The 13673-nt window shown below is 61.5% G+C and carries 14 protein-coding genes and 1 tRNA gene; 11 read left to right on the forward strand and 4 right to left on the reverse strand.

The window, feature by feature from the left end:
• The 3 genes from MOX02_RS32475 to MOX02_RS27390 form a co-directional block, all read right to left on the reverse strand.
• A partial coding sequence (locus MOX02_RS32475) for an SRA domain-containing endonuclease (RefSeq protein ID WP_507762759.1) occupies positions 1-321 on the reverse strand: 321 nt, incomplete at its 3' end.
• Positions 322-378: 57 nt separating this feature from the next.
• Entirely contained in the window at positions 379-909 is a 531-nt protein-coding gene (locus MOX02_RS27385; RefSeq protein WP_147028962.1) for an SRA domain-containing endonuclease, read from the reverse strand.
• A 50-nt stretch (positions 910-959) separates the two neighbouring features.
• The gene (locus MOX02_RS27390) at positions 960-1400 is read right to left on the reverse strand and encodes a hypothetical protein (RefSeq protein ID WP_147028963.1); all 441 of its coding nucleotides are present in this window, start codon (positions 1398-1400) and stop codon (positions 960-962) included.
• Between the two features lie 541 nt (positions 1401-1941).
• On the opposite strand from MOX02_RS27390, the gene MOX02_RS27395 reads away from it, so the two are divergent.
• From MOX02_RS27395 to MOX02_RS27405, 3 genes are all read left to right on the forward strand, one after another.
• The gene (locus MOX02_RS27395) at positions 1942-2883 is read left to right on the forward strand and encodes a site-specific integrase (RefSeq protein ID WP_306424539.1); all 942 of its coding nucleotides are present in this window, start codon (positions 1942-1944) and stop codon (positions 2881-2883) included.
• A gap of 104 nt (positions 2884-2987) precedes the next feature.
• A complete protein-coding gene (locus tag MOX02_RS27400) occupies positions 2988-3251 on the forward strand; it encodes a hypothetical protein (protein WP_147028965.1) in 264 nt (87 codons plus the stop codon).
• Positions 3252-3544: 293 nt separating this feature from the next.
• Positions 3545-4462: a hypothetical protein gene (locus MOX02_RS27405; RefSeq protein ID WP_147028966.1), complete on the forward strand. Its 918-nt coding sequence runs from the start codon at positions 3545-3547 to the stop codon at positions 4460-4462.
• A gap of 628 nt (positions 4463-5090) precedes the next feature.
• On the opposite strand, the gene MOX02_RS27410 is transcribed toward MOX02_RS27405, so the two are convergent.
• Entirely contained in the window at positions 5091-5726 is a 636-nt protein-coding gene (locus MOX02_RS27410) for a hypothetical protein (RefSeq protein WP_147028967.1), read from the reverse strand.
• Between the two features lie 120 nt (positions 5727-5846).
• Between MOX02_RS27410 and MOX02_RS27415 the strand changes: the two genes are divergently transcribed.
• From MOX02_RS27415 to MOX02_RS27460, 8 genes are all read left to right on the forward strand, one after another.
• A complete protein-coding gene (locus MOX02_RS27415; protein WP_147028968.1) occupies positions 5847-6500 on the forward strand; it encodes a hypothetical protein in 654 nt (217 codons plus the stop codon).
• 1924 nt (positions 6501-8424) lie between these two features.
• The gene (locus MOX02_RS27425) at positions 8425-9285 is read left to right on the forward strand and encodes an SDR family oxidoreductase (protein ID WP_147028969.1); all 861 of its coding nucleotides are present in this window, start codon (positions 8425-8427) and stop codon (positions 9283-9285) included.
• Positions 9286-9324: 39 nt separating this feature from the next.
• A complete protein-coding gene (locus tag MOX02_RS27430) occupies positions 9325-9657 on the forward strand; it encodes a hypothetical protein (RefSeq protein ID WP_147028970.1) in 333 nt (110 codons plus the stop codon).
• A gap of 449 nt (positions 9658-10106) precedes the next feature.
• Positions 10107-10298, forward strand: a complete 192-nt coding sequence (locus MOX02_RS27440) for a hypothetical protein (protein ID WP_147028971.1) — start codon at positions 10107-10109, stop codon at positions 10296-10298.
• Between the two features lie 97 nt (positions 10299-10395).
• Entirely contained in the window at positions 10396-11181 is a 786-nt protein-coding gene (locus MOX02_RS27445; protein ID WP_147028975.1) for a DUF72 domain-containing protein, read from the forward strand.
• 141 nt (positions 11182-11322) lie between these two features.
• Positions 11323-11399: transfer RNA gene (locus MOX02_RS27450), tRNA-Arg, on the forward strand.
• A 110-nt stretch (positions 11400-11509) separates the two neighbouring features.
• The gene (locus MOX02_RS27455) at positions 11510-12511 is read left to right on the forward strand and encodes a tyrosine-type recombinase/integrase (protein WP_147028972.1); all 1002 of its coding nucleotides are present in this window, start codon (positions 11510-11512) and stop codon (positions 12509-12511) included.
• 474 nt (positions 12512-12985) lie between these two features.
• A complete protein-coding gene (locus tag MOX02_RS27460) occupies positions 12986-13204 on the forward strand; it encodes a DUF6894 family protein (RefSeq protein ID WP_147028973.1) in 219 nt (72 codons plus the stop codon).
• Positions 13205-13673 lie beyond the last annotated feature (469 nt).

Here is a 13673-nt window from a genome sequence, read left to right on the forward strand (position 1 = left end):
ACCGAGGAAGCGCACCCCTTCCCGGCCGCGGGTTTGAAAAACCAGCAGGTCCTTGCCGTCGACGAGATGGTCCCGGATCGCGCGATTGCCGCGCTTGAACACCATGTCGCCGACCTGGCCCTCGCCGAAGTAGCGGAACACCCCTTCAGGCGACCAGCCATCGGCATAGCCATGCTGCTCACCGCTCGAGCCGGTGAAGACGATAATGACGGGGTGTTGGCTGGGCGTGCAGATGCCGCCTTGCTGCTGGCCACCATAGACGGCGTGAATATCTCGGCGGCGGTTGTAGACCTGCTGCTCGTGAAAGGGGCCCCAGGGCATCAGCTCGCCATCTTTATACTAGAAGGTCCGCCCGATATTTCTGAAAGCGGCCTGAAATTACAGAGGTGTCGCAATGCGTTTCCACCCGCCGCGCTTTGCAGGATCAGAGCAGCTCCGGGGTGGACAGAGTTCTCGAAATCTTTCTACATCAAATTGTGGAGTAAATTCAAAAACTATTGCATCACGCTCATTCGCAACGATATCTAAAGCTTTCACTCCATCTCTGTAGAACATACACACAAATTGCCCAACAAACATCATTTCGCCGCGATTGGTCTCGCTAAACATGACAAGCTCGTATCCTGACTCTCGGCTTTTAATTACTGCCTGATTTTCACGGGAATTTATATCCATATTCCCCTTTGGGCCCATCCCATAATACAAAAATATATCCCCATCTCGACGATTTTCGTAGCCACACTCGAGCCTAGTTACCGTATCGTAGGCCACAATCGTTTTGGTTGAGTTATTGACCCAGATGCCTTTTCCTGGATGCGTGCCAAAACGTTCATGGACCAGACTGCGAGGAAAAACTTCGCCTTCTTCGTAGACGAACCGCTCGCCCCGATGATCACAATCCCAGGTCATTTTCTGCTCCTGAGCCCACTATCAATAACCGATTACTTAGATGCGGAGTATCAATTGCGCCCAGTCAGCCGGTTTTTCGGGAGCAATCGTCGCTTTATGAAGTCGCGACGAGCATCACGAAGATAGCTGCTGATACTCCGTCCGGTGGTCCTTGCCCCTGGAATAAGCTCGCGGACTCGCTCAGCAACTTGATCAAGCGGCATAAACGGCTCGGCTGCGATGATTCTCAATGCGGCGCGTTCGGTCGGGGCGCTGATCGCGCTGAATGGGTCGCGCTCCTGGCGTTCAGCTCCCCGCACGGCGCTCTCGGCATCGGCAGACAAAAAGGGGACGCTGTGAGCTTCTGCCTGCGACCCGCCGGTCTCAAGCAGAGCGACGACGGCAGTGAGCCGAGCCCGAAGCGCCGTCTCGAAGCGGATGTTCTCATCCATGCCGGCCAGGATTTCTGCCAGCTCGTCCCGGAGCTCGCGAGAGCTGGAAGTGTTCAACATGCCTGCCGCCAATGTGGAGTGGGCTTACCCACCTCACTCTACCCCACATAGAATCAAGGTAAAGCGTTTCGGCTTGATGCGAGCTAAAGCTTCGTCCTACGTGCGCAATCAGACTCAGCTCAAGCTTGTCTTGAGGAGTGCAGTGTTGAAACGAGGCACAGGAGTGGGAACGCGTTGTAGGCGTCGCACTCGATGCCGTGGCCAGCCGCGGCGGTCGGTTCGATTGGTCAGGCTGGATGGTCGACGTGCACGACGGCAGGGGCCGCCGGGTTCTGACATTGGCCTTCGCGGACATCCAAGCGAAGGCGCAAGCAGCCTGACCCGGAGAGGAAGTCCCAGACCCTTGCGAGCTACTCCGAGGCCTTGCGTGTAGGGCCCACCACTATCCGGATCATACCCTGGGATTGATGCTCATTCCGGCAGGGAAAGCCCTTTGCGACCCCGCACCGGTGTCCTCTGATGGTCCAGCTTCAACAGGATCACAGGACACCAGAACGCGATGGCAACTATCCGGAAGCTGCGGGGACGCTGGCAGGCCGCTGTGCGCCGCAAAGGCGCGCAGCCGCGCTCCAAGAGCTTCGACACCAGGGCCGACGCCGAGCGCTGGGCGCGCAGCCTTGAGGCCGAGCTCGATCGAAACGGCGCCTTGCCGGATACGCGCCCGGCCGAGAACACCACGCTCGCGCAGATCCTCGTGCGCTACCGCGATGAGGTCTCGCCGAACAAGCGCAGCCACGTATCGGAGATCTCGCGCATCAACGCCATCCTGCGCCGGCCGATCTGCCATCGAACGTTGGCGCTCCTCTCCACCGCTGATCTCGCCGCCTATCGCGATGAGCGGCTCAAGGCGGTTGCACCAGCGACGGTGATCAGGGAGTTGAGCACAATCTCGCACGCCATCGACACCGCCCGGCGCGAGTGGGGCATCCACTTGGCCCAGAACCCCTGCAGACTCGTCCGGCGCCCCTCCCCTCCCCGCGGCCGCACACGCCGCCTTGAGGGCGGTGAGGAGCAGCTTCTGCTCGCGGCCGCAGACAAAGGCCGCGTGCGCTATCTGCGACCGCTGATCGTCCTCGCCATCGAGACCGGCATGCGGCGCGGCGAGCTGCTGTCGCTGCTCTGGGAGCACATCGACCTCGAGAAGCGCGTCGCGCACCTGCCGATGACGAAGAACGGTGTCCCTCGCGATGTGCCGCTCTCAACGCGTGCCGTAGAGACGCTCAGAGGGCTTCAGACCGGCGAGAGCGCGACCGTGTTCACTGCCGCCCCGAACGCGGTGCGGCTCGCCTGGGAGCGCCTGACACGCCGCGTCGGCCTTCAGGATCTGCATCTGCACGATCTACGGCACGAGGCGGTCTCGCGGCTGTTCGAGAAGGGTTTGAACGTGGCCGAGGTCGCATCGATCTCCGGGCACCGCGAATTGAGGATGCTCGCGCGCTACACGCATCTGCGAGCCGCCGATCTTGCCGGCCGGCTCGGCTGAGGACGCGCAAAAAATCACGCAATCGAACGCATACCCGCCTGCCTGTCGCTATAACAGACACAACGGCTCACGTTTCTGTGGCCGTCCAGCTCAGGAGCGAAAGCATGTCGGTGATCAGCCTTCAGGAATATAAAGAAAAACTACACGCGAACTCAAAATATTCAACATACGATCACTGCGACTACGATCGGAGCATTGCCTACAAAGACAATGGCTCAGCTGAAAATATGTTGCAAAACCTGGACGCGGCGGGAGCCTTGCGAATTCTTGCATTCTACCTAGAAGAGAAAATAACCGAAATGTCTCAGGATCTAAATGACATAAATATGAAAATTTCAGAGCTTGAATATCCTAACAATTTTAACTGAATACCCCGCATTATTGCAGCCCCGGCTCGCTTCTCCTCCTCGGCCGACTGGGTGTCGGCCAAACCTTTAGAATCCTGACATGGCTGTTGCCGCGACAGCGTGACAACTCCGGCGCACGCAGCGCAAGCCGCTTACACGAAGTCTTACTTTCCTTGATTACCTATTGGAGCCCGGAGATGCATTCATCATCGGATGGTCCCTCTGTGCCTGCGCACCGACATGGATCGATCAGAAACGTTCCGCACAGGTTTAAAACCATTGTTCACGCCGCGCAATTTCTGGAAGTTGTGCGCTTGAAGGATGAACGCGATGTCAGCTCAACAAAGTGGTTCGAATACCGCTTCATGTCACCGATTGAGGCGACAGCCGCGTTCTACGAGGCTTACCGGCGCCTTTTCCGCGAGGCGTGGCGCAAGAACTTTCACGCCCCTGACACAGAGCTGAAGCGCGGCGGTCCTGCTGCCGGTCTTTGGTCTAATGGGCGTGAGTTCAACAGCGTTTGGCGCGCACGCCAGATCGCTGATGGGCTGGGGCTGCCCTACGAGTTCTTCATCCGCGAAGCGATCGAGGCCGCGATGCGCCGCGGGGCGAAGCGACCTCCTCGCCCCAACCAGCTCTACAACGTCCTCGGTATGTCCGAAATCCACGCCCGCTGGCATGAGCAGAGCCGATCTCTGCCGCTGTTCTCCAAGCTCCCGCAATACCGGGTCGAGGCCTTCCAGGGGCTGCCTGCACAGATCGCGCATCAGACCTGGGTCGTGGACAACCTCAAGGCTCGCCTGGGCCGCCCCTATGCCATCGCGCAGGCTTGCTTCGAGCAGCGCGTGCTGCCGCTCGAGCGCGCCGAGGCGGAGTTCAGCGCACATCAGATGGAGCAGGTCCGCTACGAGAGTGCCGGCATGACGGCAACTCCGATCGCGTCCCTGAAGCCCAGCGACTTTTGGCCCTCCTGCTTCGGCCTCCCGCACGCTCATGACGATGCCTCGCCGATCTGCGCCGTCTGCCATGTTCGTGACGGGTGCGGAAAGGTCGAGACGCAAGTCCGGGCCAAGGTGGTCGAGCGGTATGGGAGCGAACGTCCGCGAGACGACGAGAAGCGCGCGCAAGTCCGTGCCCGTGTCGCGCGTCTCCGTGCCGAACGGAAGGCCGCAGCTTCTCCCGGAGCAGGAGCATCCGAGAGGGAGCCGGGGTCAGTGATGATGAAGATGTAGAGTCGCAGCCCTTGCCGGAGCAGATCCAGCTGGAGAGACCTACCGTGTAACGCTTTCCATATCTCTCTTATTATCTTCTCTTATAAGAAGATCTATAGATATATATGGAACGCGTTACATCCTCCCCCACTCTCCGGCCCACCGCTCGCGGGCTGCGCCCGCTCGCCTGCCGGACGCCGGCTCAATTGTGGGACCTACACATACAATGAGGCTCCGGTCGCGCTACGCGCTCCGGCGAGCCTGAACCCCGCGGCTGAGACTGTTGCTCCGGCTCCTCTGAAGCGCTGCAGACCAGGGCTCTACAAAAATCGTCTCACGGAGTCGCACAGCGCCAGCAGCTTCTCAGGCTCCCCCTTGAGCGGAAACAGCCAAGATGCCCGCCAGCGACCAACCTCGCGCATCTGAGAGGCCATCCATCACAGACGTCCTTCTTGCCAGCGTGACGCAGGCCTCCGCGACCATCGTGCACTGCGGGACGATGATGGGGCAGCCTGCCGCGACCGTGGCGCTGGTCGCCAACTCCGCGAGTTGACGACGAGCACACGACACGTGGATGTGAGGGCGGGGCTTTCGCTGTTCCAGATCCACGTAGCTCCTGCTCTTCGAGGCGGTGCGAACTGGCAGAGCCTTATCGGGTGGCCACCCGAAATGTGTCCTCCTCGACCCAGTCACACTCGTCAAGCACCGCCTGGGTGAGCCGATAGTGTTCCTCAAAAGTCGGACGGATGGCGTGGATCAGGGTCCGCAGGGCGGGCGTCCAGTTCTTCATGCCGGCCTTCTCAGACGGCAGGGTCCAGCTCAGGGGACCGTCTAGGATGGTGGCAGCCCAGAGATAGTTCCGCTCCAGATCGCGTGACGCTGCAGCGGTCTCGGGCAGGTAGGTGCCAGTCAGGCGGCCCGTCTCGGCGGCGAGGCGCAGAAGCTCGGACAAGGTGCGCAGATCCTGCACCAGCGCCTGCCGGTTTTCGGCCGACCCGCTGTCGCGGTAGTCCTCGGCCGAGCGCATCAAGGGCTCGCACTGCAGCCGGTCGACGGCGTGGAATACCTCCGTGAGGAAGCGGATGTTCTGCTTCCACACGGCCTTCGCCTCCAGATCGGTGTCGAAGCAGCCGTAGGAGACGAACGGCTTGTCGTTGACCTCCTGGCCTCGCAACAGGCAGTTGTGCTCGGCCACGGCATGGCCAACAAGCACCTGCGGGTTCTGGAAGGTGGCCGTGCCAAGGAGGGCTAGACCGACACATGTGAGCCCGGCCTTCATCAGCATGACATGCGCCTCCGTCGCTGCCTAAGCGTAGCAGTAAGCGAGTTGAGATCTCGTTGATGGGCTCAGCCGCACTCCTGCCAGATACTCTCCACTCCAGAAGCTTGGATTGCTCCCTGCCCGATGCAGCACTTCATGCGGCGCGCAACATACGAGGACGCGCGAGCGGTCTCTCAATTGCGGCAGGCGGCCTATAAAAGCTCGCCGGACTTCACGCTCTGCAACACCGACCTGCTCGATAAGCTCGCGTGGAGCAGGGAGGACGAGAGGGCCGATGTTCTCGGCATCTGGAGCGAGGGCATGCTTGTGGCCACCATGCGCTGCGATGTCATCGCGGATCACGCTCACGCGCTGGTGCAATTCGACGGCATGCCTGTGCCTGCGGATCGTGACGTCTGGCCTTCGCCGATCTTGACCCGAGGAGCCACGGTGCGGTCGCGCGCCGGTGGCGGGCTCAACTCACTGATGCGGCTGCGGTTCGTCGAGGCTTCGATGAACAGCGGCTATCAGCGCCTTTATGGCTACGTGGTCATGGGCGGCGCGCGAACGCACCTTATGCAGGCTCTTGGCTATGAGTTCTTACCTAGAGAGGATGCGGATCCCGAATGGGCATCTCCATCTCATTGGGCGATGGCCTGGATTGATCTCAGGGCACGAGGTGCGGCGGCTGTTGCGCACCTCAAGGCGGTCTGTTCGAACGAGGAAGCGCAGCATCCTTGGGTGGGGCCCAAGTTCACGAGATTGGCTGGTAGCATCCACGCAAGCACGCCGCCGTGAGGAACTAGGAGCTCGATCTGTGACGACTCGCATCTGCCAGCAGAACAGCGAACAGATCGTCCGCTAGGGCATACCTGTGCGACCACAACCTGACGTGGTTCTGTGCTCGTTATCGCGTCGGAGACGTTACAACATGACGTGAGCAGCCGGCTGGGGGAGCGAACGCTACAATCTCGACAAGTGATCTGGTGCATGCAGGTCGGCCCGATCCGCGCCAGCGAGGAACGGAAGACCAGCGGAATGGGTAATCCGCGTTATGGATGCTGCCCCAGATACCGGCCTTCAGGCCTGCATCGTGACGAGTGAGTCACCTCGCCTCGCAGGTAAAGAGCGGGTCATTAGGCGATGGGCTGTGCTTTCGACGAGCGCTGAAGCTGCCCTTGAGCTCGTCTGAATGCGGGTTGGACCTGAGTGCGCGGTGAGCGTAAGCGATAAGGCTGGCACTCAGCGTCTCGATGCATGCCGACTGGGCCGATGCAGCGAGTGTGTCCCGCTTCAAGTCGGAGGTCGGCACCTCAATAGCGCGGCAGATACAATATGCGTTCACATCCGCACACTCTGTCTTCAACTCGCTTCCACAGCCTTGAGAAAACTGACAAGCTGTTGAAAAGGCCGGATATGGCGCTAGTCGTCGGAGCTCTAAGTGCACGTGCGCCTACTGGATTTCGCCGTAATACTCATCTGCCTTGCTCCAGCGCCAGCTTTGGCAGACGTGCAGATCCTCGCGGCCAAGATCACAGCCGGAGAGCTTTGGATGCTCGGCTCAGTCGATGAGCCGGATACTGAGATCACGCTCGACGGTCAGTTTCCGAGGCGCACAGACAGCAAGGGCAACTTCGAGTTTCGCGTCGTCTACCATCCTGCCAGCTGCATCGTGACGCTGCGAACCGCTCGACAGGAGCGCAGCGCCGTCGTCGGCGAGTGCGGTCAGCAGGGAGCAAAGGGCGACAAGGGCGACACAGCAGCAGCGCCTCAGACCGAGGTTGCTGGTCCACAAGGACCACCCGGCCCTCCGGGACCGCCTGGAGCCGCAGGCCCGTCCGGATCTGCAGGTCCAGCTGGAACTATAGGATCCTCTGGCCCGCAGGGCTTTCCCGGTCAGATCGGACCGGCAGGCCCGGCAGGCCCGGCCGGACCGGCGGGGCAGCCTGGCGAGAAAGGCGTTGCTGGCGAGGCAGGGTCAGTCGGTCCAGCTGGAGCAGACGGCGCTCCCGGGCCTGTCGGACTGCAGGGACCACTTGGACCGAAAGGCGAGCCAGGTGCGCCTGGTCCGCAAGGGCCGCAAGGATTGCAGGGTGAGGCTGGACCCGCTGGGCCACCGGGCCCTCCCGGTGAGGCCGGTCCAATCGGCCCGCCAGGCCCGCCCGGAAAAGCAGGTCTGCGGGGACCAGCAGGGCCGCCTGGTCCGCCTGGCCCTCGGGGACCGGCAGGCCCTCCAGGAGCAAAGGCTGTCAGCGCTCCGCGCGCCGTCCCGAACGCCACGCGTTCAGACCAACAGCGGCCGATCCAGCCCGCTCCTGCACCTGAAGCAGTGGCCCCATACTAGCCAGCCGTGAGCTGAACCGGCAGCCACGTCGCCGGTGCGCAAGTAGGCCTCGACCGCTCTCGCAGCAAAAGGTGAGGCCCTTGCTCGTTGGTGAGGGAACTATGCGATCGCCTTCCGTCCGAAAGCCTCGCTCCGCCAGTCCGACGCTGGCTCGAAACAATGTGTGGCGAGGCGGGTTGTCCGAGCAGGATCGATATCCTCACAATCGCGGGGCGATGCCTGCCGGCCACTACTTTGCCTAAAGCGTAACGTTGCGCGCCCTCCTCAGCCTTGCTGCCTGCTGAGGATCAAATCTTCTTACAGCAAAGTCTGTGGACTCAGCCCCAGTGTGCTGCGCGTCCTCCAACACAATTCTTGTCGAGCAAGGACCTTTTTTTCGTGACAGAATTTCCGAAACCGCCCTTCGACAAGCAGCGCGCCCTCACCCCACCCGGCCGCGATGCGGACATGGACCCTCGGCCCGATTACGGGGAGGCGCACTACAAGGGCTCGGGACGGCTCGCCGGCCGCAAGGCGATTGTCACCGGAGGTGACAGTGGCATCGGCCGCGCTGTAGCCCTAGCCTTCGCCCGTGAGGGGGCTGACGTGCTCGTCAGCTACTACGACGAGCATGACGATGCCCGCGAGACCTGCCGGCTGGTGGAGACAGCGGGCCGTAAAGCGGTGCCGATGCCGGGCGACATCAAGGACGCCAAGCACTGCCGCGCCATCGTAGACAAAGCGGCCTCAGAGTTTGGACAGGTTGATATCTTAGTCAACAACGCCGCTCACCAGAAGACTTTTGAAAACCCGGAAGAAATCAGCGACGAAGAGTGGGAGGTCACCTTCGCGACGAACATCCACGCGATGTTCTACCTGGTGAAGGCCGCGTTGACGCACATGAAGCCGGGCAGTGCCATCATCAACACGACCTCTGTTCAGGCGGACTCGCCTAGCCCACAGCTCCTCGCCTATGCAGCCACGAAGGGGGCAATCCAAAACTTCACCGGCGGCCTGGCCCAAATGCTCGCAGAGCGCGACATCCGCGTGAACTGCGTCGCGCCGGGGCCGATTTGGACGCCGCTGATCCCTGCCACCATGCCGCTGGAGAAGGCGCGTGAGTTCGGCATGCAGGTGCCGATGAAACGTCCAGGCCAGCCCTGCGAGCTCGCGCCTGTCTACGTGATGCTGGCAGGTCCGGAGTCGAGCTACGTCTCGGGCGCCACCATCGCGGTAACAGGCGGTAAGCCGGTCATCTGACATTCGCAGAGCCACAAACCAACACTCAGGAGAGTGACCATGGGCCAGAGTCGAAACGACCCGCCGCGCACGCCGCGCCGAAACCTTCGCGAGTTCGACGCCTATACGGACCGGAACGGTCAGGATTTTGGCCAGGACGAGGCTCGCGATGTCGGCCGCCCAGCCGATCTCCAGCATGCGATGGAATCCGATCCAAGCTGGCAGGCAGAAACAGCTCGCGTGGCGTCGGACTATTCGCGCCTCGATTCTGTGGGTGGGGGCAGCATCGCCTCTGTAGAAGCCACCGAGGCCGAAACGCCGCCTGAGACACTGCGGCACCTGAGCGATGCGAGCACGTCCCCGAGAACTCCTCCTGACAAAAAGGCTTCCTGAATAGGCTCAGGCGAGAGGTCAACGAGATGGTCCCTACGCGACTGCACGCACTCGCCGACTACCTCCTTCCCGCCGTCATTGTCGCCCAATCTCTCTCGCCGCACCGGGGCCGGGCAACCCGGCGGATCATGCAAGCCGGACCCGTCTGGCACTACAGCTACACCCTGCTCACCCGTTACGAGGGGGGCTCGCACCCGCCATCAGCATGCGGACCCATCTTGCCTGCGATGCGGCTGGTGCCTTCACCTTCGTGGGAGCTGCCGCTCTCCTGCAGGACGAACCTTTGCGGGACCGTCTGCTTCTCGCAGCCATCGGCCTGAGCGAACTTGCCGTCATCGCGATGAGTGACCGCGAGGCACCCCGCGAAGGCTGGCGCATGGCCTCGCCCCGCGGCAGCTAAGTTTCTATCGAGGAAGGCAGCGGCTCCCTCCACTCGCTAGGAGATCCCAATGACATCTGAACCTCCGTCCGGCGGCGATCCCACGCCTACGCCGAAGCCGGACTCCACAGGAACGAACGCGCGTCCGCGCGATGCCACCATCGCACAGACGGGAGAGGGTATTCCAGATGACAGCGGCCGCCCAGTTTATGTGGATGAGGCCGAGGCAAAGCGTATTGAGAAGAAGATCCGCGACATTTAGGCTGCCGCATTCACGCCTAGCAGGCACGGAGCGGCGCACATTGGATGCGGATTGGCGTCAGAGTGGACGTCGAGACGGTGCAATCGACTGGCGAGGCGTGCGATTGAGAAGTGTCGTTGTTGTAGGAACAGCTGGCTGGAACGTGCCGAAGGCCTACGCTGATCGATTCCCGGCGTCTGGGAGTCATCTCGAGCGCTATGCGCAGCGCTTTGACGCCGTAGAGATCAACACGTCCTTCTACCGACCGCACCGCGTCTCAACCTACGCGCGGTGGGCAGCGGCCGTGCCCGACCATTTCCGCTTTGCCGTGAAGATCCCGCGCACGATCACGCACGAGCGGCGCCTCGAGAATGCCGACGAGCCGCTCGCGCAGTTCCTCGGTGAGGTCGCCGGGCTAGGACATAAGCTTGGCCCGCTCCTGCTGCAATTACCGCCGAGCCTGCGCTTCCATACAGATGCCGCCAGCGCGTTCTTGCAGCGTCTCAGGCGTGCCGTCCCAGGCAGCATCGTCTGCGAGCCTCGGCACGCGAGTTGGTTTGCACCTGACGTCGAAGCGGTCCTGAACGACTTGCGCATCGCCCGGGTCGCGGCAGATCCGGCACCCGTGCCTCAGGCGAGCGAGCCAGGCGGATGGTGCGGTCTGACCTACTATCGCCTGCACGGATCTCCGCGGATCTACTATTCGGCCTACAGGCCAGACGCGCTCGATGCGATAGCGGTGCAGCTCGCAGCGGCAACGAGGAGCGGAGTGTCGAACTGGTGCATTTTCGACAACACGGCGGAGTTCGCGGCTACGGGTGACGCACTCTCGACCTTGGAACGTCTGAGTGGGCACAATGGCGGCCACATTGCCGGCGCAGGCGCGGCTCCTCCGTGTCTCTGAGAGGCTCTCCAGCGCACCCGACACGATTCGAACGTGTGGCGTTTGCCCGAGGAGGGCCACGCAAGGATCCCTTTGAGCGCAAACCCGTTCACGCCCCGTTGCGCCCCTGGCGCGCATCGGCTACTGAATCCGCCACGGTCAGCACCCGTAGCTCAGCTGGATAGAGCGTTGCCCTCCGAAGGCAAAGGTCACACGTTCGAATCGTGTCGGGTGCGCCAACTTAAGCCACTGTAAGGCTTGAGGTTTCGCTGATCACAGCCGCTCTGGAATCCCTGCGTAGGTCGCTCTGTCACGCTGGTGTCACACCGGATGACGGGAACGACGAGGAATGGCTACGATCCGCAAGCGGGGCACGTCCTGGCAGGCTCAGGTAAGGCGTGACGGCTACCCCCAGATCTCAAAATCATTCAGCACCAAGGCTGATGCTCTCTCGTGGGCCAGGGAAAAAGAGCGAGCCATCGAGCGGGCCGAACTCCCCGTAGGCGTAAGGCAGGCCACTAGCATCACGGTTGGTGATCTCCTCAGGCGCTACGAGGAAGTCATCACACCGGCCAAGCGAGGGGCACGTTTCGAGCGGTCACGCATCAAGACCCTGCTTTCTCACCAGCTTGCCCGAGCCCCACTGGCTAAGCTCTCGCCTGCTTTGGTGGCTCGCTACAGAGACGACCGGCTTGAGGTTGTGAGCGGCGATTCAGTCAGGAGGGAGCTGACGATCCTTCGGCACTGCCTGACGGTGGCGATGCGCGAGTGGGATGTTCCGCTCTCTACCAACCCTGTCCAGAGCATCACCCTTCCTGAGCCCTCCAGAGCCCGGGATCAGCGGCTTGAGGCAGAGGCAGGACAGAAGCTCCACGCGGCTATCGGCTCAGCCCACGCTTGGTATCTCAGGCCCCTGATGGAGCTGGCCGTCGAGACAGGGATGAGGCGGGGTGAGTTGCTGTCCCTCCAGTGGCACCATGTCAGTCTGGAGAAACGGACGGCTCACCTGCCCATCACCAAGAACGGCCATGCTCGGACGGTGGCGCTCACTCCCAAGGCCATCGAGGTGCTGAAGGCGCTGCCCAGGGGTGATGCTCGGGTCTTCCCCGTTAGCGGCAACGCTGTTCGTCTTGCCTGGGAACGGCTCAGGAAGCGAGCAGGAGTGCCGGGCCTACGGTTCCACGATCTCAGACACGAGGCTGTCAGCAGGTTCTTTGAGGCTGGCCTGAGCATACCCGAGGTGGCACTCATGAGCGGGCACCGGGATACCCGGATGCTGATGCGCTACACCCACCTGAGGCCGGAGGCGCTTGCCGAGAAGCTGGCCCGGGTAAGCCTCGGCCAGACCTAACGCCTCCGCTTACTGCTGGCCCTGCTGCGGCTGGTTTTGTTCACCACCCTCCCGCTGATCGGATGATGCTTTTGGGCTGAGCCGTCGGCTTACCAAGTGCGTGACAAGCTTTCTGACGACGTACCGCACATGGACCCGAAGCTCAGCCTTCCTGCGCGAATCATCTTCTGGTCTTACTTCGCTTGCGGGTACAGTTGCGTACGCCATAGCACGAACACCTCAGGGCCGATGACTCAAGCACCAAGGCACGCCGGGTGGATAACCGGACGAATGGCCATAGCCTGCCCAATGCCGCGTGGAACTATACAGCGAATGCGTAACTCCACCTAATTCCAAAAAGTCGCATCGGACAAGCCACTCATACCAAATCGCCAATTGATGTGGATTAAAGTTGTTTTGGCCGCGCTTCGTACCAGTCCATACTGTCACGGATCACCGATCAATTCGCATCGTGAGCCGCAGTAAGATGATCAGATGGCGAGGCGCTTCTACTTCGACCTCACGGACGGGCACACTACCTATCTCGATACCGAGGGCGTCGTAGCTGCGGACATCAACGAGGCTGTGATTGAGGCCCTAGAGGCTCTACGTGAAATCAGAGCCAGTACAGAAATTGATGACTTAGACGATAGTTGGAAGTTAGTCATCCGAGATGACAAAGGCTCTATCCGGAAGACTTTCTCCGTATGGTGACCGAACCGCCGCTCAGTTTGCATCGGGCAGCTAGACAGAACCATAGAAGCTCATAGCTCCGGTCGGCCAAGGGCAGCACCTATCTGGTTGTCAACTTAGTGAAGCCGCGAACTGCCGCTTGCCTTTGCCCAGTCTGAGAGTTGATCCCACCCCACCCGCAGCACCAGGTCGCGCAGCCTTTGGACCTCATTCCAGGTGGGAGGCCGGGGTTGAGTCTTTAAGCGAGCGATGAAGTCAGCATCCGTCTCCATGAGAGCACCGTAGCAGTACGAGTGAAGCTCGCAGCATTAACCTACGATGGGTGCGCTGGGTTGCGGCTCAGTTCGCGCTTCGGCGGGACAGATGAACCGCTTTCATGGCTACACTTCCCGGTGAGTGCCCTTGAGGACGGCGGCTGAACGTCGATGCTGCTGCGTGTAATTGCGTACGCAACCGAAGCGTGCGTATGGCGATGCATCAGGAAGCCCCT

It is taken from the genome of Methylobacterium oxalidis (genome assembly GCF_007992195.1).
In the GTDB taxonomy this organism is placed as follows: Bacteria; Pseudomonadota; Alphaproteobacteria; order Rhizobiales; family Beijerinckiaceae; genus Methylobacterium; species Methylobacterium oxalidis.

Bases quoted from the DNA above. Each gene is read 5' to 3' on its own strand.
- MOX02_RS27385 (WP_147028962.1), bottom strand. From the start codon at position 909: ATGACCTGGGATTGTGATCATCGGGGCGAGCGGTTCGTCTACGAAGAA.
- MOX02_RS27390 (WP_147028963.1), bottom strand. From the start codon at position 1,400: ATGTTGAACACTTCCAGCTCTCGCGAGCTCCGGGACGAGCTGGCAGAA.
- MOX02_RS27400 (WP_147028965.1), top strand. From the start codon at position 2,988: ATGTCGGTGATCAGCCTTCAGGAATATAAAGAAAAACTACACGCGAAC.
- MOX02_RS27410 (WP_147028967.1), bottom strand. From the start codon at position 5,726: ATGCTGATGAAGGCCGGGCTCACATGTGTCGGTCTAGCCCTCCTTGGC.
- MOX02_RS27415 (WP_147028968.1), top strand. From the start codon at position 5,847: ATGCAGCACTTCATGCGGCGCGCAACATACGAGGACGCGCGAGCGGTC.
- MOX02_RS27430 (WP_147028970.1), top strand. From the start codon at position 9,325: ATGGGCCAGAGTCGAAACGACCCGCCGCGCACGCCGCGCCGAAACCTT.
- MOX02_RS27440 (WP_147028971.1), top strand. From the start codon at position 10,107: ATGACATCTGAACCTCCGTCCGGCGGCGATCCCACGCCTACGCCGAAG.
- MOX02_RS27455 (WP_147028972.1), top strand. From the start codon at position 11,510: ATGGCTACGATCCGCAAGCGGGGCACGTCCTGGCAGGCTCAGGTAAGG.
- MOX02_RS27460 (WP_147028973.1), top strand. From the start codon at position 12,986: ATGGCGAGGCGCTTCTACTTCGACCTCACGGACGGGCACACTACCTAT.